15 protein-coding genes are annotated in these 19,177 nt (G+C 73.0%); 6 read left to right on the top strand and 9 right to left on the bottom strand.

The features are described from left to right. Window positions 1-12 precede the first annotated feature (12 nt). From fxsT to G011_RS0105500, 6 genes are all read right to left on the bottom strand, one after another. Window positions 13-4,542 carry an FxSxx-COOH system tetratricopeptide repeat protein gene (gene fxsT, locus G011_RS0105525; protein WP_019607628.1) on the bottom strand — a complete coding sequence of 1,510 codons (4,530 nt, stop codon included), beginning with the start codon at window positions 4,540-4,542 and terminating at the stop codon, window positions 13-15. Next, window positions 4,539-5,717 (bottom strand): AAA family ATPase, encoded by a 1,179-nt coding sequence (locus tag G011_RS0105520; RefSeq protein WP_013155512.1) that lies wholly within the window; start codon window positions 5,715-5,717, stop codon window positions 4,539-4,541. The genes fxsT and G011_RS0105520 overlap by 4 nt, the downstream gene beginning before the upstream one ends. After that, the gene (locus G011_RS0105515; protein ID WP_231391386.1) at window positions 5,714-7,351 is read right to left on the bottom strand and encodes a hypothetical protein; all 1,638 of its coding nucleotides are present in this window, start codon (window positions 7,349-7,351) and stop codon (window positions 5,714-5,716) included. Before G011_RS0105515 ends, G011_RS0105520 begins: the two co-directional genes overlap by 4 nt. Then, entirely contained in the window at window positions 7,348-8,283 is a 936-nt protein-coding gene (locus tag G011_RS0105510; protein ID WP_019607626.1) for a serine protease, read from the bottom strand. The genes G011_RS0105515 and G011_RS0105510 overlap by 4 nt, the downstream gene beginning before the upstream one ends. Window positions 8,284-8,524: 241 nt before the next feature. Continuing rightward, on the bottom strand, window positions 8,525-8,965 hold the full coding sequence (locus tag G011_RS0105505; RefSeq protein WP_019607625.1) for a DoxX family protein: 441 nt from the start codon (window positions 8,963-8,965) through the stop codon (window positions 8,525-8,527). A 188-nt stretch (window positions 8,966-9,153) separates the two neighbouring features. Continuing rightward, window positions 9,154-9,660, bottom strand: coding sequence for a MarR family winged helix-turn-helix transcriptional regulator (locus tag G011_RS0105500; RefSeq protein WP_019607624.1), 507 nt, complete (start codon window positions 9,658-9,660; stop codon window positions 9,154-9,156). Between the two features lie 419 nt (window positions 9,661-10,079). Here G011_RS0105500 and G011_RS0105495 point away from each other — a divergent pair, with 419 nt between their 5' ends. From G011_RS0105495 to G011_RS0105485, 3 genes are all read left to right on the top strand, one after another. Further along, window positions 10,080-10,649, top strand: a complete 570-nt coding sequence (locus G011_RS0105495) for an NADAR family protein (protein WP_019607623.1) — start codon at window positions 10,080-10,082, stop codon at window positions 10,647-10,649. Between the two features lie 665 nt (window positions 10,650-11,314). Continuing rightward, window positions 11,315-11,557 carry a hypothetical protein gene (locus G011_RS0105490; RefSeq protein WP_013155518.1) on the top strand — a complete coding sequence of 81 codons (243 nt, stop codon included), beginning with the start codon at window positions 11,315-11,317 and terminating at the stop codon, window positions 11,555-11,557. A gap of 407 nt (window positions 11,558-11,964) precedes the next feature. Further along, window positions 11,965-12,615 carry a TetR/AcrR family transcriptional regulator gene (locus G011_RS0105485; protein ID WP_019607622.1) on the top strand — a complete coding sequence of 217 codons (651 nt, stop codon included), beginning with the start codon at window positions 11,965-11,967 and terminating at the stop codon, window positions 12,613-12,615. A gap of 111 nt (window positions 12,616-12,726) precedes the next feature. Here G011_RS0105485 and G011_RS0105480 read toward each other — a convergent pair whose 3' ends face one another. Next, the gene (locus tag G011_RS0105480; protein ID WP_019607621.1) at window positions 12,727-14,031 is read right to left on the bottom strand and encodes an Ig-like domain-containing protein; all 1,305 of its coding nucleotides are present in this window, start codon (window positions 14,029-14,031) and stop codon (window positions 12,727-12,729) included. Between the two features lie 310 nt (window positions 14,032-14,341). Between G011_RS0105480 and G011_RS0105475 the strand changes: the two genes are divergently transcribed. Together G011_RS0105475 and G011_RS0105470 are read left to right on the top strand one after the other, a co-directional pair. Beyond that, the gene (locus tag G011_RS0105475; RefSeq protein ID WP_013155521.1) at window positions 14,342-14,665 is read left to right on the top strand and encodes a multidrug efflux SMR transporter; all 324 of its coding nucleotides are present in this window, start codon (window positions 14,342-14,344) and stop codon (window positions 14,663-14,665) included. Window positions 14,666-14,697: 32 nt separating this feature from the next. Beyond that, window positions 14,698-15,276, top strand: coding sequence for a TetR/AcrR family transcriptional regulator (locus tag G011_RS0105470; protein ID WP_255342111.1), 579 nt, complete (start codon window positions 14,698-14,700; stop codon window positions 15,274-15,276). On the opposite strand, the gene G011_RS0105465 is transcribed toward G011_RS0105470, so the two are convergent. Then, window positions 15,215-16,123 carry a helix-turn-helix domain-containing protein gene (locus G011_RS0105465; RefSeq protein ID WP_155979724.1) on the bottom strand — a complete coding sequence of 303 codons (909 nt, stop codon included), beginning with the start codon at window positions 16,121-16,123 and terminating at the stop codon, window positions 15,215-15,217. The two genes, G011_RS0105470 and G011_RS0105465, sit on opposite strands and share 62 nt — an antisense overlap. A gap of 121 nt (window positions 16,124-16,244) precedes the next feature. Here G011_RS0105465 and G011_RS0105460 point away from each other — a divergent pair, with 121 nt between their 5' ends. Then, complete coding sequence (locus tag G011_RS0105460) at window positions 16,245-16,796, top strand: TIGR03086 family metal-binding protein (RefSeq protein ID WP_019607618.1); 552 nt, start codon at window positions 16,245-16,247, stop codon at window positions 16,794-16,796. A gap of 538 nt (window positions 16,797-17,334) precedes the next feature. On the opposite strand, the gene dacB is transcribed toward G011_RS0105460, so the two are convergent. Next, entirely contained in the window at window positions 17,335-18,873 is a 1,539-nt protein-coding gene (gene dacB / locus G011_RS0105455; RefSeq protein ID WP_019607617.1) for a D-alanyl-D-alanine carboxypeptidase/D-alanyl-D-alanine-endopeptidase, read from the bottom strand. Window positions 18,874-19,177: the final 304 nt, after the last annotated feature.

The following is a 19,177-nucleotide window of genomic DNA, read 5'->3' as shown; positions in this document are numbered from 1 at the left end:
GACCGCGACCGGTCACATCTGGGCGAGGTAGATGTCGGCGTCCCCCCGCACGGTCCTGCGGAGGCTGAGCGTGGCGGGGTGATCCGACCCCATCACCTCGCGGTAGCCGTCCTCCACGGCGACGAACTCGGCCTCGACGTCCTCGCCCTGGGCCCTGCGGTCCACGAGCAGGTTGCGGCGGGCCAGCAGGGCCAGCGGATGCGGGGCCCCCAGCGCCTCCTCGCAGCCGCGCAGCGCCTCCTCGTCCCGTTCCCGGGCACCGGCCACGTCGCCCATGAGGAAGTGGTCGTTGGCCAGGTTCACCAGGCAGGCCAGGGTGCTGGGGTGGTGGGCGCCGAGCCGGTCCAGGAACAGCTCCAGGGAGCGCTCGTCCAGCTGGCGGGCCTCGGCCGCCCTGCCCAGGCGGCGCAGGATGATCGCCCGGTTGACGTCGGCCGCGCCCACGTAGGGGTGGCGTTCGCCCAGGAGCTTGACGTAGCGCTCCCCCGTGGTCTGGGCCAGCTCCAGCGCCTCGTCGTGCTGGTTGACCGCGCTCAGGGACATGGAGTGCACCAGAGCCGCGTACATGGTCTCGTTGTCGTCCACGCCGTGCTTGACCCGGAAGCGCTGCCAGGCGCGTTCCGACAGGGCGAGCGCCTCCCGGTGGTGGCCGACGCGCCGGCGCATGACGGCCAGCGTCCGCTGGTTGCGCAGGACGCGGTTGTCGTCCTCCCCGATCAGGCCGATGGCCCGCTCGACCTGGTGGGCCTGGATCTCCTCGGCCTCCCGGTAGCGGCCCTTCTCCATCAGGGCCTCGGCGTAGCCGTTGTTGGTGCCCAGGGTGCGCGGGTGGTCCGGGCCGAAGACGGCCTCCAGCCGGGCCAGCGTGTCGCGGTACTGGTCGGCGGCCGACTCCGGGTCGCCGCTGAGCAGGAGGTTGAAGGCGCGGAAGTGGGCGGTGACCAGGGTGTGCGGGTCGTCCTCGCCGAAGAGGCGCACCCGGCGGTGGTAGGCGTCGGCCGCGGCCGTCAGCGAGTCGCGGAACCGGCCCAGGAAGCGCAGGGTGCGGATGTACTCGATCTCCGCCTCCAGGGTCTCGGAGTCCCCGGGGTCCTGTGTCTCGCGCAGGGTGCCCAGGGTGGCCTCGCACAGCGCCAGGGCCTGCTCCAGGTACCCCTGCCCGCGCATCGCCGTGGAGATCTGGATCGCCATGCCCAGGGTGGAGGGGTGGTTCTCGCCCAGTTGCAGACGCCACCACTCGTGGGCGGTCTCGCCCAGGCTGCGGGCCTCGTCGAACTCCTGGCGCAGCACGGCGACCCGGCACATCTGCACCACCAGGTTGCGCGCCCAGGGGTCGGTGCAGTTCCACAGTTCGGAGGCCCACACGTGCGGCAGCAGCTCGGTGTAGCGCTCGGAGGCGTCCACGGCCACCACCTGGAGGTCGTTGCGGCCCAGCAGCTGGTGGGCGCAGTGGCGCATCTCCTCGCGCTCCTCGTCGCTCATCGGCGCCTGGACGGCGCGCTGCACCAGCCGGTGCAGGGAGACCGTGTTGCGCTGGTGGTCGATGTGGGCGAGGCTGTTGCGCCCGATGTCGCGGATCGCCATGCCGAGCCTGGCCGGGTCCTCCAGGGCGCCGCGCAGCTCCGCGGGGCCCTCGATGCCCCGGGCGAAGTTGAACAGCGTCCGGGGGATGGGCGCCGTCGACATGAAGGAGCAGAGCTGGAGCAGCTGGAGCGCCGCCGGGTTGGTGGTGGCCAGCCGGTCCAGGGACACGTTCCAGGCGGCGGCGACGGCCACCGGGTAGGCGCTGTCCACCGGGCGCAGGAGGTCGAGCATCTCCTGGCTCTTCTCGGCGAACTGGCGCAGGTACTCCTCGGTGGCCATCCCGCTCTCGTGCAGCCACACGGCGGCCTGGTTGAGGGCCAGCGGCAGGTCGCCCAGCTCGTGCGCCAGCTGGTCGGCCTCCTCGGTGGTCAGCGACGCGGGTCCGCGCCGTTTCAGCAGCTCGATGCTCTCCGCCCGGTCGAACTCGCGGACGGAGAGGTAGGCGTCGCCGCCCCGCACCGTCCAGCTGGAGTCCCGAGAAGTGATGATCACGTGGCCCTCGCCCCCGACAGGAAGATACTGATCCAGTTCGGACCGGGCCTGCGCGTTGTCGAAGACGAGGAGCCAGCGCGGATAGTCCACGCCCTGGCGCAGTGCCTCCAGGACGTTCTCCAGGACGTGTCCGCTGCCCGCGCCCGCGCTGTCCAGCCTGAGCCTGGACGCGAGGACGGAGAAGCTCTCCCTCAACTGGTTGCTGTGGGCCGCGGGGATCCAGCAGATGAGGTCGTAGTCGGACGCGTACCGGTACAGGTACTCCTTGGCGAGCTCGGTCTTGCCGACCCCCGACATCCCGTTGAGGGCGGTGATGACCTGGCGCCGCCCCTTCAGGAGCTGTCCCCTCAGCGCGGAGAGGAGTTCCTCCCGGCCGGTGAAGGCGCTGTTGCGGCGCGGAACCTGGACCCAGACCGCGTTGAGCGGTCGGCCACTCATGGACGATCGGGACGTACGACCGCTGGACTGGCCGCCAGATTCTTGCATCATATCCTCATTTGACAGTTTTGTGGCCATATGAGTTTCTTTCCCCGACCGTTCAGAAAAGGGTGCTCTGTTCCGCGCCTTCCAGCCGTTGTTCCCGCCCACACGCGCAGATCCGGAAACCTTCGGTAATACTAGACCAGCGGACGACGGCGTACCCGCCTCATGCGTTTCTTCCGCACCGCGGGTCGCACCCGCCCCGGAGATATCGGCGTATTCCTTGATGGGTGCGGCATAACGTCGGGTGAGGGCCGCGCTCTCCACCGCCGGAAGCATGGAATTCGCCCAGTGGTGGGACAGCCGCGTCCTTTTCGGGAAGTCGTCGTGCCCGCCCCGCAGCATCAGGCGCAGGGCGTCGAACCAGGGGTCCACCCGGCGCAGGCGCTCCGCCGCCAGGCCCAGCACCCGGCGGATGTCGGAGACCCGGCCGCCCAGTGACAGCAGGGCCCTCCGGACCCCCGGGCGGAAGTCCCACCCGACCGGCCCGTCCTCCTCCCCCCCGCCGCCCCCGCGCACCAGCCCGCTGAAGAAGACCTCCGTCAGCTCCGAGGGCGTGGTGCGGCCGAGCACGTCCTCGCAGACCGCCTCCACCAGACGCGGGTCCAGCGGCACGGCGGCCAGGGCCACCGCCAGGTCGAACGCCTCGGGACTGGCCAGCTGCCGGAAGCGCCGTGCCTCCCGTTCGGCGTCGAAGCCGGGTTCCCGGGTGTCCGGAGCCCCGGCGGGGGCGGGGTCCTCTCCCGCGGGGAACCGCGCGGTGTGCGCCCACAGGCGTCCGGGACCCCTGCCCATCGCGAAGACCGCCCAGTCGCGGATCGTCCCGGGGTCCAGCGTCAGCACCGGCACGAGCACCCCCGGCTCGCGCTTGTCCTCCCCCGGGTCGGTGAGCGTGCGCTCCCGCGCGTACCCGGTGTTCGCGGCGCAGGGACCGGCGGCCCGGGGCGCGGCCAGCTCCATGGGGACGGTGGCGATGGCGCCGCGCCGCCACAGGAGGGGCTGGAGCAGATGGAGGATCGCGACCGCGCCGCGGTCCGCGGCCGCGGCGACCCAGTCCTGGAAGCCGCGGTCGCGCCAGGCGCCGCCGAGCCCGTCGGTGAGGAACAGGACCACGTGCGCGCGGCCGCCGCCGAGGCGGCCGGGGCGTCCGCGGCCGTCGCGCAGCCTGGGGACGCCGGGCCGCGCGGAGTCGAAGTACAGGGAGGCGACCTCGCGGAAGATCCCGCCGGAGCGCGCGAGCCGGACGAACTCGGCGGCCAGACCGCGCTGGAAGGCCATGGTGACGCCGTCGTCGACGAGGAGGGTCAGGTTGACCGCCCGTTCCCGGCGCGCGCACGGCCGCGGCACCACCGGGACGCCGGCGCCCTCGCGCTCGTCCTCGGACCAGTGGAGGCTGTCCAGGAGGGAGCGCGCGTAGTTGCGCGCGGTGCCCTCCGGGTCGACGCCGTCCGGCCGCCCACGGGGTTCGGTCAGGTGGAAGGGCCCCAGCGCGGCTACCAGTTCCTGGCGCCGTTCCAGGACCGGCTGGACGAACCCGTGGGGCTCCGTCGGCGGCCCGTCGTCCCCCGGGTCCCGGTGCGGCCACGGGAGCGTCCCCTCACCGCCGTGCGGCGGGGCCGGGGCCCGCCCACGGGGCACGCGCCCGGAGGCGGAACCGCCCCCGCCGGCGGGGAGCCCCGAGGGCCGGGCGGTCCCGGTGTCCGTGCCGGGCGGAGGGGAGGACCGCTCGGTCCCCGGCGCGTCCGTCCCCGTCCCGGCCTCCCGCGGGGGCGGACCGGAACCGGCGGCCTCCCCGGGCGGCGGACCGTCGGCGGGCGGCGCCGGGAAGATCGGGCGGTCGCGGCGCGCGGCCTCGGCACGCGCCTGGAGGGCCGCCAGGTGGAGCGCGTCCGCCCACTCCGTGGGCGTGAGGCCACCCGGGGAGCCGCCCGACCGGTCGCCGGAGCCCCGGGGGCGGTCGTCCCCCGGCTGGTGCGCGGGGCTCATCCCGGGGTTTCCGTGAGGCGGTGCCAGAGCAGGTCGGAGAGGTGGCGGACCTGCTCGGGCCCCGGCTCGCCCCGTCCCATGGCGCCGACCAGGTGCACGGCGTTGAGCAGCTGGTCCACGGCGAGTCCGTGGCCGTCGGCGCTCCTGCGCAGGAACTCGGTGACCAGGGTCCGCGTGCCGGTGGGCGGGTCGCCGTCGAAGTGCCCGGCCACGGCGGCCACCAGCTCGTCCTCGTCCGGCAGCCCCATCCGGACCGGGATGCAGCGGCGCAGGAAGGCGGGCGGCAGGTCCCGGTCGTCGTTGCAGGTCACCACCGTGACGGGAAAGGCCGAGCACAGGACCTCGCCACGTTCGACCGCCGCCGTGCGGCCGGGGTCGTCGGTGGCCACGCGGATCCTCCCGGCCACGTTGGCCAGTCGGCCCAGCTCGGGGACGGTGTATCCGCCGTTCTCGAACAGGTCGAGCAGGTCGCCGGGCAGGTCGAAGTCGCCCAGGTCGAAGTCGTCGACCAGGAGCACGCGGGGCAGCCGGGTGGGCAGGAAGGCGGTGCCCAGGGGGCCCAGGGTGAGGTAGCGGCCGATCGACTCGGCGCTGCTGCGCAGGTGGGCGTCGGCCTCCGTGCCGTCGGCGCTCGCGTAGCGGCGGTCCCGGGCGCCCAGGGCCCGGTTTCGGGCGTTCTCCAGGTTGAGGTCGTGGATCTGGGTGAGGGGGTCGTAGGCGTACAGGCCGTCGCGCACGGTGCTGCGGCTGGTGACGGCCCAGCGCAGGACGCGGCCCAGGCCCAGCTCGCGGGAGATCTGGTGGGCGAGGCTGGACTTGCCGATCCCGGGCGGGCCCACCAGCAGCAGGGGGCGGCGCAGGCAGATGGCCGCGTTGACCTTGTCCAGCAGCTGGCGGCGGTGCGGCCCCAGGGGAATGGGGAAGCTCCAGGGCCGGACGGGGCCCAGGTGGCGCTCGCTCTCGGCGGCGGGGCTCCCGGCCCGCGGCCCCGGGTCGTAGAACGGGGGGTCCGCGCCGGTTTCGTCGGGGTCCGGCCCGCCGCCGTAGGTGCGCCACCGGGGAGGCGGGGGGAGCTGGGCGGCGAGGTCCAGGTGCGGGCGGGGCTGACCTGTGCCGTGGAAGATCCACCACTCCGGCGCGGAGCTGGTCGATCCGGGTTCGGCTGGTGTGGTCATGGCAGGCCCTTCGAGCCGCGCCCAAGGGGGGCTGTCGGATGCTGTGGGGGGGTCATCGGTCTGGGGGCGGGCAGAACCGGAAGGGTGTCGTGGTAGAAGACGGCGACCTCGAAGCTTTCTTCGATGTACCCGGTATCGTCCGGGGAAACGCATCCGGAACGCGATTGGTGGAGCGCCTTGGGAAGCGCTCGTATTCTTTCGGGTGGCACCATTACCTCCCGCCCCACCTTCCCCAGATTGAGCCACGGACTTGCTCCAGGGCCATTGTCGGCGGAACGCCAGATCACGACCGGAACCCCGATCATGAGCGCCGACCAGACCGACATGTGGTATTCATCCAGATGGGAGGGAACGGAGAGGGCGACGATCCGGTCGTCCTGGAGCCTTTCGACCAGGGGTTCGCGGTAGGTCCGTCCGCCCCTGCGCCTTCTCTGCCCGGCCTCGTGCGCGGTGTCCAGGTGCAGGACCTCGCACGCGCTCGCGAGCCCCTCCCACCGGCGGGCGCAGGTACGCCGGGCCTGCGCGGTGTCGCCGCGCGCGGGGTCCACCAGCTCCTCCGCCCGGTAGACCACCTGGGCCCGCGCGCCGAGCCTGCGGTCGCCCTCACCGGCCTCCTGCCAGCGCTCGGCCTCCAGGCGGCGGAGCAGGTCCAGCCGTGCGACCAGCTCGACCCGCACCCCCTCGTGGTATCCCGTGCGGTGGTCCACCTCCAGCAGGGTGAGCAGGCCGCCGACGTGGGCGCCGATGCGCTCGGCCTCCATGTGCGGGGTGTGGCCGTGGCCGCAGAAGTCCGGGGCCCTGCCCCGTCTCTCGCTGAGCACCGTCCAGTACTCGACGTCGTAGCGGTCCCGGCTCCGGCCCTGGGTGACGTGCACGACGAGCCGGGCCGGCGCGCGTATTCCGGGCGGCGCGGCCGTGCCCTCGCGCCGCCCGCCGCCCCAGAGCAGGAGCAGGTCGGCGCAGTCGCGCAGCGGGAGGGCGCAGGGCAACAGGGCGCAGAAGACCCGCAGCGGGAGTTCGACGCCCTCGGGCACGGTCATCTCGGCCAGGTCCACGAGCCGGTCCCAGGCCGTGTGCGGTGGTGCCTCGGCCGGGGCGAGCTGGTCGGTCCGGGCGGCCTCGAAGGCCTCCGCGACCAGGTCCGGGGAGTGCTCCGCCAGCTCCCGGCGGACGAGGGCGACGTCGGCGTCGGTGGTTCCCTCGGGCAGGAGGCGGTACAGCTGCTCCCACTCCTCGGCGTGGACCAGCGGCTCCGCGGCCCGGGCCGCCGCCAGCGAGCTGCGGCCGCGCTCCTCCAGGTAGAGGATCCAGCGCACGAGGCAGCCCAGGCGCACCTGCTCCCGGCACAGGCGTACCAGGTGACGGGCGAACTCGACCGGTGAGCCCTCCAGGCGCAGGTTGCGGCGGACCCGCGTCGGCAGCTGGTAGGCCAACTGCTCGCGCGCGTCCGGGAGGAGGACGCACCGGAGCGCGCAGAGGGCGTCGACCAGGTCCTCCATACCGCCGTCGGCCGGGAAAGGCCGTCCGGCGCCCTCCGGGAGGAGCCGTCCGCCGGGAGGGAGCCGTCCGCCCTCCGATGGCGGACGCCCTCCGATCGGGGCCTGGTCCCCCGCCGTGGTCGTCGTCTCGCTCACCCGGGCGGGCTCCCCAGGAGCGGGGCCGCGGCCTCGCGGACCCGGAGCATCCCCGCGCTCCCGTCCTCCCTCGCGTCGAGGAGGGCGAGCACCTCGTCGAGGATTCCGTACTCACCGTGGGCGAGGGCGACCAGCTGCGCGGCGAAGGAGAGCAGGTCCTGGTCGGCGCGGAGCCTGCGGCGCAGGCGGGGGTCGAGCGCGACGTACAGGTCCAGGCGCAGGTCGGGCAGGAGCAGCGTGCGCAGATCGGTCATCGCCCTGGCGGTGAGCGTGAGCGCCTCCCGTTCGCCGTTCGCCGCCGCGCCCGCGGCGGTCCGCTCGGTCGGCCACACCCGGGGGATCGCCTCCATCGGAATCATCCAGCCCGCCCTGCCGCTGCCGGTCGCCTCGCAGAGCAGACCGAGGAGGGCGTTCCCCCTCTCCTCTCGGACGCCGCTGCCGCTGAAGCCGGGCAGGACGGTGAACCCCGCGCGGGAGTCGACGTCGATCTGGACGTAGCCGAAGCGGCTGCCCCCGGTACCGGTGGCCCGGCCGGTCACCCACAGGCCGGTCTCGGCGCGGGGGAAGCCGAGGACGCGGACCCGGTCGCCGACGCGGTACCGGGCGGGGGCGGCGGGAGGGATCGGGGCGGGCTGGTCCAGGCGCAGCACCGCCGCGTCCCAGGGCGCGGCCTCCTCCCACCACCAGCCGTCGGCGACGACCGTGGCGGCGGCCTCCCAGCCGGGGAGGCCGCGCGGAGCGTCCAGGCGTACGGCGGCGCCGGGTCCGGCGGGGACGCCGGACCCGGCGAGGGCCTCGCGGACGACGTGCGCGCAGGTGATCGCGTATCCGGATGCGACCAGTACCGCGGCTCCGTGCAGGGCCGTGCCGCCGCGGTCGGTGACGCGCAACTGCCAGTCGGGGGCGAGGGGGCGGGGGGCCAGGTGGGACACGGCGCTCCCGTTCGGCGGGCGGGGCACACGGGACGGGCCCGAACGCGCGGTCCCGCTCAGTGTTTCGGGTGCACCGAATTCTACCTGTCGTTCATGAAAATGTGTTGCCGTGAAGGAGAGCGAAAGATTTGAGTGTTTTTCGTGAGGGATAGGTGAATTTGGATAAATAAGTTAAGAAAAGGGGGTTATGTGCGGTACCCGGGCCGTCCGCCTCCGGCGACGGACGGACCGGACGCGCTGGTCAGGAAGCCGGTACCGGTTCAGGGGTCCGACGGCGGGGGCGACCCCACGGCATGAGGCGGTCCACGGAGAGGCGGCCGCCCGTGAACCCGAGGGCCAGGGCGACGGCGCCGAGGACGAGCACGAACTCGAAGCCGCCGACCAGCGGGTCGCCGGCGTGGGCGAAGAAGTAGGCACCGGCCATCATGAAGGCCAGGAGGATCCCGGCCAGGGGCAGGGCGAACCCGACGATGAGGGCCAGCCCAGCGCCCACCTCGATGCTCGCCCCCAGGAGGGCGGCGAACTGCGGGAAGGGGATCCCCATGGACGCGAAGCCCTGGGCGGTGCCGTCGAGGTCGGACATCTTCGGCCAACCGTGTGCGATGAAGACGACGCCGACCACGACTCTGGCGAGCAGCGCGACGACGTCCCCCACGCGGGACATGAGCGGATTCTCGGTCATAGCGGTTCCTGTTCCTGTGAGCGGGTAACCCAGGAGGAGGTCGTGGCCTCACACCGTTGCTTGAGACTACAACCTTTTCCCGGGAAAGCAGATGATAGTACGCACCCGCCCAGACACATAGAGTGCCAATGAGGGTTATTTCTCCCCCACGGCGTCCGCCCTGGTGAGAGCCGACAACAGAACGCGCCTCACTCCCGGCGCGCCGTACCGGTCGGCCCCGTGTACCGCGGCTCCTCGCCCCCGGGGTCGAGCACGCCGAGCATGGACTCCGCGATCCCCCGCAACTGCTTGACCTGGTCGCCGGTGAGCGCGTCGAAGAGCACGCGCCGGACCTCGTGCACGTGGCCCGGCGCCGCCTCGCGCAGCACGGCCGCCCCCTCCGGGGTGAGCTCGGCCAGGGTGGTGCGCCGGTCTCCCGGGCGCTTGGTCCTGCGGACCAGGCCGTCCTCCTCCAGGCGGGCGATCGCGTGCGAGAGGCGGCTGGGCGAGGAGCGCAGCCTCCTTGCCAGGTCGGTCATCGTCATCACGCGCTCGGGAGCCTCGGACAGCTTCACCAGGATCTGGTAGTAGGCGTGGGACATGCCGGAGTCCTGTCTGAGCTGCCGGTCCAGCGCCCCGTCCAGCAGGTGGACGGCGGCCAGGAAGGCCCGCCACGTCTGCTGTTCGTCCTCGTCGAGCCACCGCGTCTCGGCCATCGGGCCCGTGCCCCCAGGAGTAACTTGAGAGTTCAACTGTGTTCTGGTCAAAGATCCATCTTCCAGGCATAGGAGAGCGGCCACGGCACAGCGGCCGAGGCGCGTCCCGACCCCGTGCCCCAGCCGCGGGGTGTCGCCGCCGACGGGCGAAACCGGGTGGACCCGCCAGTCGGCCGACCGGTCCGGCGGCCTCACCCGCCCGAGTGCGGTCCTCCGGTGCCGGCGCACTCGAAGGACGCTCCGTCCACCGTCGGCGCCACGGCGGACGGGGTCCCTCTGACCTACGGCTCCTGGGGTTTCCCGCAACGCTACTACGGAGTCACATACGCCGCCCCGGGTGCGCACCGCCCTCGTTCGAGGCCCCCGCGACCGCCGCCGCACGCCCGCGCGCGTCGGTGCTGTCTGGGACACTCTCCCCCATGACGGACACACGCGATCCCGCGGACGCGCGCACGGTCGAGGAGCTGGTGGCCTCGGCGGGCGGAGCCAAGTACCTGTGCTTCTGGGGCCACCAGCCGCCCGCCTCCGGAGGCGTGTCGGCGAGCTGCCTGTCGCAGTGGTGGCCCGCCGACTTCACGGTGGAGGGGGTCGGCTACCGCACCGCGGAGCACTACATGATGGCCGCCAAGGCCCGCCTGTTCGGTGACGCCGAGGCGGAGGAGCGGATCCTCGCGGCGGGCCACCCCCGGGACGCCAAGGTGATCGGCCGCCAGGTGCGCGGCTTCGACGAGCGCGAGTGGGAGGCGGCCCGCTTCGGGATCGTGGTCGAGGGCGGTCTCGGCAAGTTCGGCCAGAACCCGGAGCTGCGCGAGTTCCTACTCGGCACCGGCAGACGGGTGCTGGTGGAGGCCAGCCCCCGCGACCGGGTGTGGGGCATCGGACTGGGCGCCAAGAACGACGACGCGCGGGTCCCCGAGCGCTGGCGGGGCCTCAATCTGCTGGGGTTCGCCCTGATGGAGACCCGGGCCCGCCTGGCCGCGGCCCAGTGACGCCGGGTCCGGCCTCCGCCGGACCCGCGCGGCGGGCATCGCCGCGGTCGGACCCGCGAGCGGGCGGAACCCGGGGCACGGGTTCGCGCTCACCACTGGCGGGAGCCGCGGGACCGGCGTCGCCGCCGCGCCGCGGCTGACGCGTGAGGGCGCCGACGTCGCCCGCTCGGCCGGTCCGGGCGGCCGGTTCGCCACGGGCACAAGCGTGGACGGGGGGACCAGCGCCTGAACCCGGGTCGGGGCACGCCGGAGCCGTGCGCCCCGACCCTTGGCTCCCGTGGCCCCCGTTGACGCGTCAAAAAAGACGTATCGCGCGTGGTGTGTAGTTATCAGGCGCTTTTTCCGAATCACCTCCCGCGATTACCGTCGGATCACCCGGATTTCATCCGCAGTATCCGCGGTTACGGCTCCGGCGTGCTCACGACAGGAGTAGAGTCCACAACGCGGACAGCATGGTGCTTCCGGCACCGCACCCGTTCTTTGGAGCACTCCGGGTCTCGGCGTTCCCGCCGCCACCCGTCAGACGCTCGCGCGGCCCGACCACGTACGCCCGCCGCACGCTCCGGGAGACCGGTTCACCCACGCGCACCCGCCGGTGCCGCGCGCGGTCCGGGAACGCACCGTCCTTCTTCCATCCAGGACGAACCACACTCCAGGGACTTCCCATGGCCTATTACCGCATCCAGTTGCGCGACGGCTCCAACCACACGCTCCAGGCGGTGCGCATGCGCACCGACGCACGCAGCCTCTACCTGGAGGAGCGCACCGCCGGGGCGTGGACCGAGGTGTTCTCGAACCCGATCACGGAGGTGGAGCGCGTCCAGCGCCGCTTCACCGAGAACGACGGCACGTGGACCTGGCTCAGCGAGCGCCTGCCCGCCCCCGTCGGCGGCGTCCGCGCCTGGTGAGGCCCCGGCCGGGCGGAGGGATCCGCCCGGCCCCCGGGCCCTCCGCGGAGCGGTCGATGGCGCCCCGGGGAGGGCGGTCCCGCCCGAACTCCGCAGGCGTCCCGGCCCTCCGCTTCCCGTTCCCTGTCGGGTCCTTCCGTTGACGTGCCCGGAGCAGGCGCCCGCGCCCGGTACTGCGCGCACGAGGGCCGCGCACGAGCCCACCGGCGGAAGCCGGGCGCGGCGGGCGTAAAGGTCCGGAGTCACGAACCCCCGACCCTGTGCCTCACTCCTCTTGGACCGAAACCCCTCTTACTTAACATTCATTAAGCAAGGGGGAAGGGAAAGCTGGATACCGTGGACGGCGGGTCCCCGCCCCCCGCATGGGCCCGGAGTACCCGACGGGTACAGGAAGTGGAGAGACCAGGATGAGCGAGACGACCCCGGCGCCGGACACCCGCGCCTCCTCCGGCTCCGAGGCGCCAGCGCCGCGGAGGCGGGTGAACCGGCGCGAGCAGATCCTGCGCACGGCGGCCGACGTGTTCGCCTCGCAGGGCTTCCACAACACCTCGCTGGCCGACATCGCGGCGACGCTCAACATCACCCCGGCGGGGGTCCTGCACCACTTCGGCTCCAAGACCGACCTGCTCACCGCGGTCCTGGAGCTGCGCGACGACACCGACCCGGCACCGGAGGGGAGCCGGATGCTGGACCACCTGGTGTCGACCGCCGAGCGCAACGCCGAGCGGCCGGGGACCACGCAGCTGTACGCGGTGCTGTCGGCGGAGAGCGCCACCGACGGGCACCCGGCGCAGGACTGGTTCCGGGACCGCTACACCGTGCTGCGCGGGGAGATCGGGGACGCCGTGCTGGACCGGCTCGGGCCGGGGCACCGGGAGGCCGCGGACACCCCGGGGCCGGACGGGCACACCCCGGCGGAGGCCGCGGCGTCGGCGGTCATCGCCGTGATGGACGGGCTCCAGGTGCAGTGGCTCCTCGACCCGGGTGCCGTGGACATGGCCGCCGTCACCGAGCTGGTGATCGACTCCGTGGTGGCCCGGTTGTCCCGGCAGGACTGACCGGGCGGGCGCCCGGCGCGGGACGGTCGTCTCCCGCGGGGACCGCGGAACGCCGAAGGGGCGCCCGGAACCGCGTGGTCCCGGGCGCCCCTTCCGTCGTCGGGCGGGCGGTTACTGCTCGCCGTGGACGGAGCCGGGGGTGCCCGAACCGTCGGTCACCTGCGGCTCGCCGGTCGCGCTCTCGGCCAGCCACTCGTCCCAGGACATCTGCCAGAAGCCCCAGCCGTTGTTCCACTCCAGCTCGCGGTCGGTACCGGTGGTCTCCAGGACGTCGCCCATGAGGGTGTTCTCGAAGATCCAGCGGGCGTCGTCCATGCGCAGGTTGGTGCAGCCGTTGGAGGTGTTGGCGCTGCCGATGTTGCCGTTGTAGGAGGCCTCGTGCAGGAACTCGCCGCTGTCGCTGGTGCGGACCGCGTACTGCACGTCCACGTTGTAGGCGCCGGGGGTGCCCTCGGGGATGCCCACGGTGGAGGAGTCCATGGTCATCTGCTCGTAGCGCTGCATGAGCACGTGGGTGCCGGAGGTCGTGGTGTCGAAGCGGCGGCTGGCCTTGCCGTTGCTCACCTCGATGGTGCGGTCGTGCTCACCGTCGATGTTGACGACCAGCTCGTGGTCGGGCACGTGCATGGTCATGATCAGCTCGCGGCCGATCTCGAAGTCGATGCGGTGGTTCTCCACGCCGTAGACGCCCTCGGAGGCCTCGACGCCGGCGAGGTGCAGGTCGACGCTCACGGACTGGTGGGGCTCCCAGTACTCCTCGGGCCGGAACACGGCCATCGTGTCGGTCTCCCAGTTCCAGGCGCCCTGGACGCCCTGCTCGGAGATGACCTCCATGGAGTTCTCGACCTGCGCCTTGTTGGTCACCGGCAGGTCGAAGTTGATGACGATCGGCATGCCCACACCGACGGTGTCACCGGAGACGGGCCAGTTGGAGGCCAGTTCCAGGCGCTGTCCGGCGACCGCCTCCAGGGTGGTGAACTCCTGGACGACCTCGGTCTCCTCACCGGCGTCGTTCTCGGCGGTCGCGGTGACCACGACCTCCGCGCCGGGGCGCAGGTTCCAGTCGCTGACCCACTCGGTCGCGTCGCCGTTGAGGGTGCCGGTCATGGCGTAGAGGTCGGCGTCCTGCGCCTCGCCCTCACCCTCCGCCGCGGCCTCGGTGGCGACGACCTGCTCCACCTGGACGTCCGTGATGACACCGCTCTCCGCGGTGACCCGGATGGGGGAGTTGGGCGCGACCTCCTCGGCACCGCTCTCGGGAGTGATCACCAGCTCCGCGGGATCGGCGCTGGCCGCGTCGGTACCGCCGCCCTGGGTTTCGGCCTCACCCGACGTGCAGGCCGTGGCGGCCAACGCCAGCGCCGCCAGTCCGATACCGAAACGACGCGCCACCGCCGGAGGTGTCTTGCCCGTCACGTCTGGTTACCTCCATGTCATGCCTGAAACGCCATCCACGCAAGTAAGACGCACACCCACCGAAAAGGTTCTGAAATCTCATGCATCGGTATAGAGCGGTTATCTGGGGCGTGGGACGTGGGGGACGCCGGAACCGAAGACGATACACCCCGGGGGTACACCTCGATTCCCTACGGGTATGAGGTTACGGCCACCCATAACTCGCCTTGGACACCGGGTTGGCCCTGCGCCTAGAATCTTGTCCGAACGCTCAGGTTTCTTCTCCGGAGGAACCTGGTCAAACGCCCAGTTTTCCGTCTGGAGGAACGCCGTGCCGTGGCTCTGGCTGGCCGGAGCGATCATCGCCGAGGTGATCGCCACCACCTCGCTCAAGCTCTCCGAGGGCTTCAGCCGACCGCTGCCCTCGGTCGTCGTGGTGGTCGGTTACGTCGGGGCCTTCCTCATGCTCAGCCAGTCCCTCACCCGGGGCATCAACCTCGGCGTGGCCTACGGCGTGTGGGCGGCCGTGGGCATCGCGCTGGTCGCGGTGATCGGCACACTGCTCTTCGGCGAGTCGCTCACCTGGGTCCAGATCGGCGGAATCGCGCTGATCATCGCGGGCGTCATGGCCCTGGAACTGGGCGGGCGGCACTGAACGGCCACGACACGGCGGCCGTCGGCGAGGACATCGCCGACGGGCGCAGACGCAAGGGCGAGCGGCGCCGCCGACAGCTCCTGGACGCCACCATGCGCGTCATCGAACGCGACGGTGTGGCGGCGGTCAGCCAGCGGCGCGTGGCCGCCGAGGCCGGGGTGCCGCCCAGCACCGTCACCTACTACCACGCGACCGTCGACGACCTGCTCGTGGACACCCTGACCCGGGTCAACGACACCTACGTGGCCGCGCTGGCCGCCGTGCCCGAGGACGCGGACGCGGCCCTGCGCGCCCTCGCCGGGATGATCGCGGTGGGCTCGGGCCCCGCACGGGCCCAGGTGATGGCCGAGTGCGAACTGTTCCTGCTCGCCGCGCGCCGCCCGGCCCTGCGCCCGCAGATCGAGCGCTGGAACCGGGCCGTGGACGCCTTCCTCGCGCCCTACCTCCCCCGTCCGGAGGACCGCGCGGGCGTGGGCGCCGCCATCGACGGCCTGTTCGTGCGGGCCTGCGCCGACCCGGAGCTGACGGCCGAGGACGTGTACCGCACGCTCAGCCGCCTGGTGTCGCGCGTGCCGCGTAGCGCGCGGGAGGGGTCCCCAGAACTGCGGTGAACTCCCTGGTCAGGTGGGACTGGTCGCTGAACCCGAGTTCGGCGGCCAGGCTCCCCCAGTCGGGCGCCGCGCCCTTCCTGGCCCGCTCGGCGGCCTCGTAGAGCCGGTACCTGCGGATGACCGCCTTGGGGCTCAGGCCGACGTGGTCGGCGAAGCGGCGCTGGAGCAGCCGCACACCCATCCCCTCGCGCCGGGCGAGCCCGGACACGTTGACCACCGAGGGGTCGGCGGCCACCCGCTCCACGACGTCGCGGGTGTCCTCAGCCGGGTGACGGTCCGCGGGGAGCAGCCCGGCCAGGGCGCGGTCGACCGCGGCCATGAGGTCGAGGGGATCGGACGTCTCGGACGTCAACGCGCCGTCGGGGGCCCCGCTCCCGTCGGCATTGGGTACCCCTCCCCTGCTGAGTGCCTCGCCCGCACCGGGAATCGCGTCGGCGCCGAGAACCCCGCCCGCACCGGAGGCCCCGAACACCTCCGACGCGGGGAGAGCGGCGTCCACGATCGTGTTCATGGGCCTGCCGAGGAACGGACGGAACCCCGCGGGCCGGAACATCACCCCGAGCGCCCAGCCCTCGCCCTCCAGGCGGCGCTCGGTCACCTCGGTGGTCGGACCGTGCACCGTCGCGGTCCCACCGGTGAACACCAGGTTCACGACGGGGTGGGCCAGGACCCGCTGGGTGTGCGGCTCGCGTCCGGTCAGGTTCCACGAGGCCAGCCAGTAGCGGTCCACGAAGCGGGCCACCCGCTCCGAGGGCGCGTGTCGGTCCAGGCGGAACCGGGACAGCCCGGCGGCCGGGTCGAGAATGCCGCGCGCGTCCCCCTCCACCCCCACGGAGTACGGTCTCACGGCTCCAGGGTAGTCCTCCGCCTCCGAACACACGTGCGGTTCGTCGTGTTTGTTCAAGACGGCGCCCGGTCGAGGGGGTGAGGATGGCGGACACCGAGACGCACCCGAGGGGAACACGATCATGAGCGACATCTCCGAGCGCTACGCCCGCCTGTCCGAGGACTTCGCCGGGACGGTGGCGGCCGTCCCCGCCGACCGCTGGTCGTCGGCGTCCCCCTGCGAGGGGTGGGACGCCCGCGACGTGGTCCGCCACGTCGTGGACACCCAGGGCATGTTCCTCGGCCTGGTCGGCCGCGAACTGGGTGACATCCCCTCCGTGGACGAGGACCCCCGCGCCGCCTGGGACGCAGCCCGAGCGGTGGTCCAGGCCGACCTGGACGACCCGCGGCGCGCGAAAACAGAATTCGACGGGTTCTTCGGCCGCACCACCTTCGCCGAGGCGGTGGACCGGTTCCTCAGCTTCGACCTCGTGGTGCACCGCTGGGACCTGGCCCGGGCCACCGGCCTGGACGAGCGCCTGGACCCCGGCGACGTCCGGTGGGCGCACGAGGCCACCGCCTCCTTCGGGGAGCAGCTGCGCGGGAACGACGTCTGCGGGCCCGAGCTCACCCCGCCCGAGGGCGCCGACGCCCAGACCCGGTTCCTGGCCTTCGTCGGCCGCCGCGCCTGGTAGCGGCCCGGGGTTCCGCCGCCCGGGGGACCCGTGGGAGCCGACCAGTACGCCGCCCAGGACGGACCCCGGGCTCCCCCGCCCCGGGGACCGGCGCGGGCCCGTCCCGGGGAGGCGGCCGGGCCGAGCCGCCCCGGGCGACCCGGCCCGGGGGCGGCACACGAGCAGGGCCGGGAACCGGGCGATTTTCTCGCTGAAGTAGGACACGATCGGAACGCTCTCTTTCCGGGACTCCACGCGGGCGGAGCATGCGGTCAGGGGGTGCGACGCGGATCGTGTGCTGCGGGGAGGCGGCGTCGTCCACTCCCAAGATGCCACCTTCGGAGCCGAAGCGGCGGAGTTCGTCCACACCTGTGGAAAACCCGGAGGGCCACGGGGAGTCGTCCCCGTGGCCCTCCGGCCGGGTTTTCGCGCCTCACGCGCGGACGCCGTTGAGCGCGGTCGCGCCGCCCGAGCATCCCGTGCGTCCTGTGCCTCACGCGCTGACGGTACGGCCGGGCGGCGAGTCGCCGCCCGGCCGTGGCGTCAGCAGGTCAGCGGATCAGCAGGTCAGCTCCCAGGAGCACTCCAGCTCACCGCCGGGCTCGCTCGGCGCGCTCTGGGACCGGACGCTCACGGGCGTCTGGTGGCCCAGGTACTCGGCCAGCCGGACGGCGATCGCGTCCTGCACCGGCGTGGGGGCCGGGCCGCCGTAGCCGTTGTTGACGACGCTGAACGCCAGTCCGTCGCCGCCCTCCTGTCCGGCCACGTATCCGGACAGCGCGCTGATGCCCGTCATGGTGCCGGTCTTGGCGGAGACGACGCCCGCGGCCGCGGTGCCGCCCATGCGGAACCGCAGGGTTCCCCCGGTGAACGGGTCGCTCTCGCCCGCCAGCGGCAGCGAGTCCGCCCAGACCCCGTGCCAGGACGCGTCGCGCGTGCTCACGAGCAGGTCCACGACCGTGTCGGAGGTGACCAGGTTGCCCCGGGACAGGCCCGAGCCGTCGTTGAGGACGAGGTCGGAGGTGTCCACCCCCAGCCCGGCCAGGGACCGCTCGACACCGGTCAGCCCGGCGTCCCAGCTCCCCTCGCCCGCGACCTCCTGGCCGATGCTCTTGACGAGCATCTCGGCGTGGCCGTTGTTGCTGAACTTCATGAAGGGGACGAGGATCTCCGCCAGCTCGGGGGACTCGTGGTCGGCCACCAGCCGGGCGCCGTGGCGTCCCCGACCGGGCGCCTCGCCGAACTCCACGCCGCCCTCGACGGTGACGCCGTGCCGCTCCAGCGCCTGCGCGAAGAGGTGCCCGGCCAGGCCCGCGGGCTCGTCCACCGTGCGCAGGGCGGTCACGGGGGCGGCGTCGGCCGGGATCGTGCCGGTCACCGTGATGGTGTTGGTCCCCGCGGGCCGGTCGACGACCACGCTGCTGGTGCCGCCCGGAGGGCCGGTCACGGCCTGGTTGTCGAGTTCGGCGTAGCCCTCGGCGGCGCCCAGGTCCACGGTGGCGGGCGCACCCGCCGCGCCGGGGGTGACCACGACCTCGGTCACGCCGGTGTCGTAGCGCTCCCCGTGGGCGACGGTGAGGGCCGAGATCTGCGCGGAGTAGGCGTAGGGCTCGTCCTCGGGCCACCAGTCGTCCACGAGGCGCTGGGAGTCGAACCAGGTGTCGTCGGCGAGGACGTCGCCCCGCACGGTCCTGACCCCGGAGGCGGCCACGTCGGCGGCCAGCGCGTCCAGGTCCTGCTCGGACAGGGTGGGGTCGCCGCCGCCCACCAGGTACAGGTCCTCCACGGAGCGCCGCTGCCTGTGCCCCTCGGCCACGACCTCGGTGGAGAAGGTGTGGTCGGCGCCCAGGACGTCCAGGGCGGCCGCCGCGGTGAACAGCTTCATGTTGGAGGCGGGCACCAGCTGCTCCCCGCTGTCTCGCGAGTACAGCACCGCGCCGGTGGCGGGGTCGGTGACGGTCACCCCGGACACCCCTCCCTCCAGGGACGGGTCCGCCAGGAGGGCGTCGATGTCCGCGCGCAGGTCGGTCAGGCGCTCCTCGGCTGCCGCCGGGTCGGCGTGGGCCGGGAGTGCGCCCAGCGGCGCCGCGACGAGCACGGGGACGGTCGCGAGGGCCGCGGTCCAGGCGGCGCGTCGCCGGACCGGGGCACGGCGCCTCCCGACCGGGGGTTCACTGGAAACGGTGGGGGTTCTCAACGGTGTGTCTCCTAGCGGTCACGGACACGAAGGGGCACCGCACCCTAACCCGCTACGGATCCCCGGCACCAGCACCCCGGGCGCGGGTCGGACACGGGAGGGGCGCGTGGGGACGTCTAAGCCCCAGGTGACACATGTGCACCTAAATACACTACGGACAAAATCGTCTGGTTTCGGTCTCCTTCGCGGGCCCGGCGGGGGAACG

It is taken from the genome of Nocardiopsis sp. CNS-639 (assembly GCF_000381685.1).
Classification (GTDB): Bacteria; Actinomycetota; Actinomycetes; order Streptosporangiales; family Streptosporangiaceae; genus Nocardiopsis; species Nocardiopsis dassonvillei.
The sequence above is the reverse complement of the archived record's forward strand: the minus strand, read 5'-3'. Positions and strand labels throughout refer to the sequence as shown.

What these genes read in the sequence shown, in the direction of transcription:
- G011_RS0105495 (WP_019607623.1), top strand. Translation starts at nt 10,080, where the DNA reads ATGACGGACACACGCGATCCCGCGGACGCGCGCACGGTCGAGGAGCTG.
- G011_RS0105520 (WP_013155512.1), bottom strand. Translation starts at nt 5,717, where the DNA reads ATGACCACACCAGCCGAACCCGGATCGACCAGCTCCGCGCCGGAGTGG.
- G011_RS0105485 (WP_019607622.1), top strand. Translation starts at nt 11,965, where the DNA reads ATGAGCGAGACGACCCCGGCGCCGGACACCCGCGCCTCCTCCGGCTCC.
- G011_RS0105490 (WP_013155518.1), top strand. Translation starts at nt 11,315, where the DNA reads ATGGCCTATTACCGCATCCAGTTGCGCGACGGCTCCAACCACACGCTC.
- fxsT (WP_019607628.1), bottom strand. Translation starts at nt 4,542, where the DNA reads ATGAGCCCCGCGCACCAGCCGGGGGACGACCGCCCCCGGGGCTCCGGC.
- G011_RS0105500 (WP_019607624.1), bottom strand. Translation starts at nt 9,660, where the DNA reads ATGGCCGAGACGCGGTGGCTCGACGAGGACGAACAGCAGACGTGGCGG.
- G011_RS0105460 (WP_019607618.1), top strand. Translation starts at nt 16,245, where the DNA reads ATGAGCGACATCTCCGAGCGCTACGCCCGCCTGTCCGAGGACTTCGCC.
- G011_RS0105505 (WP_019607625.1), bottom strand. Translation starts at nt 8,965, where the DNA reads ATGACCGAGAATCCGCTCATGTCCCGCGTGGGGGACGTCGTCGCGCTG.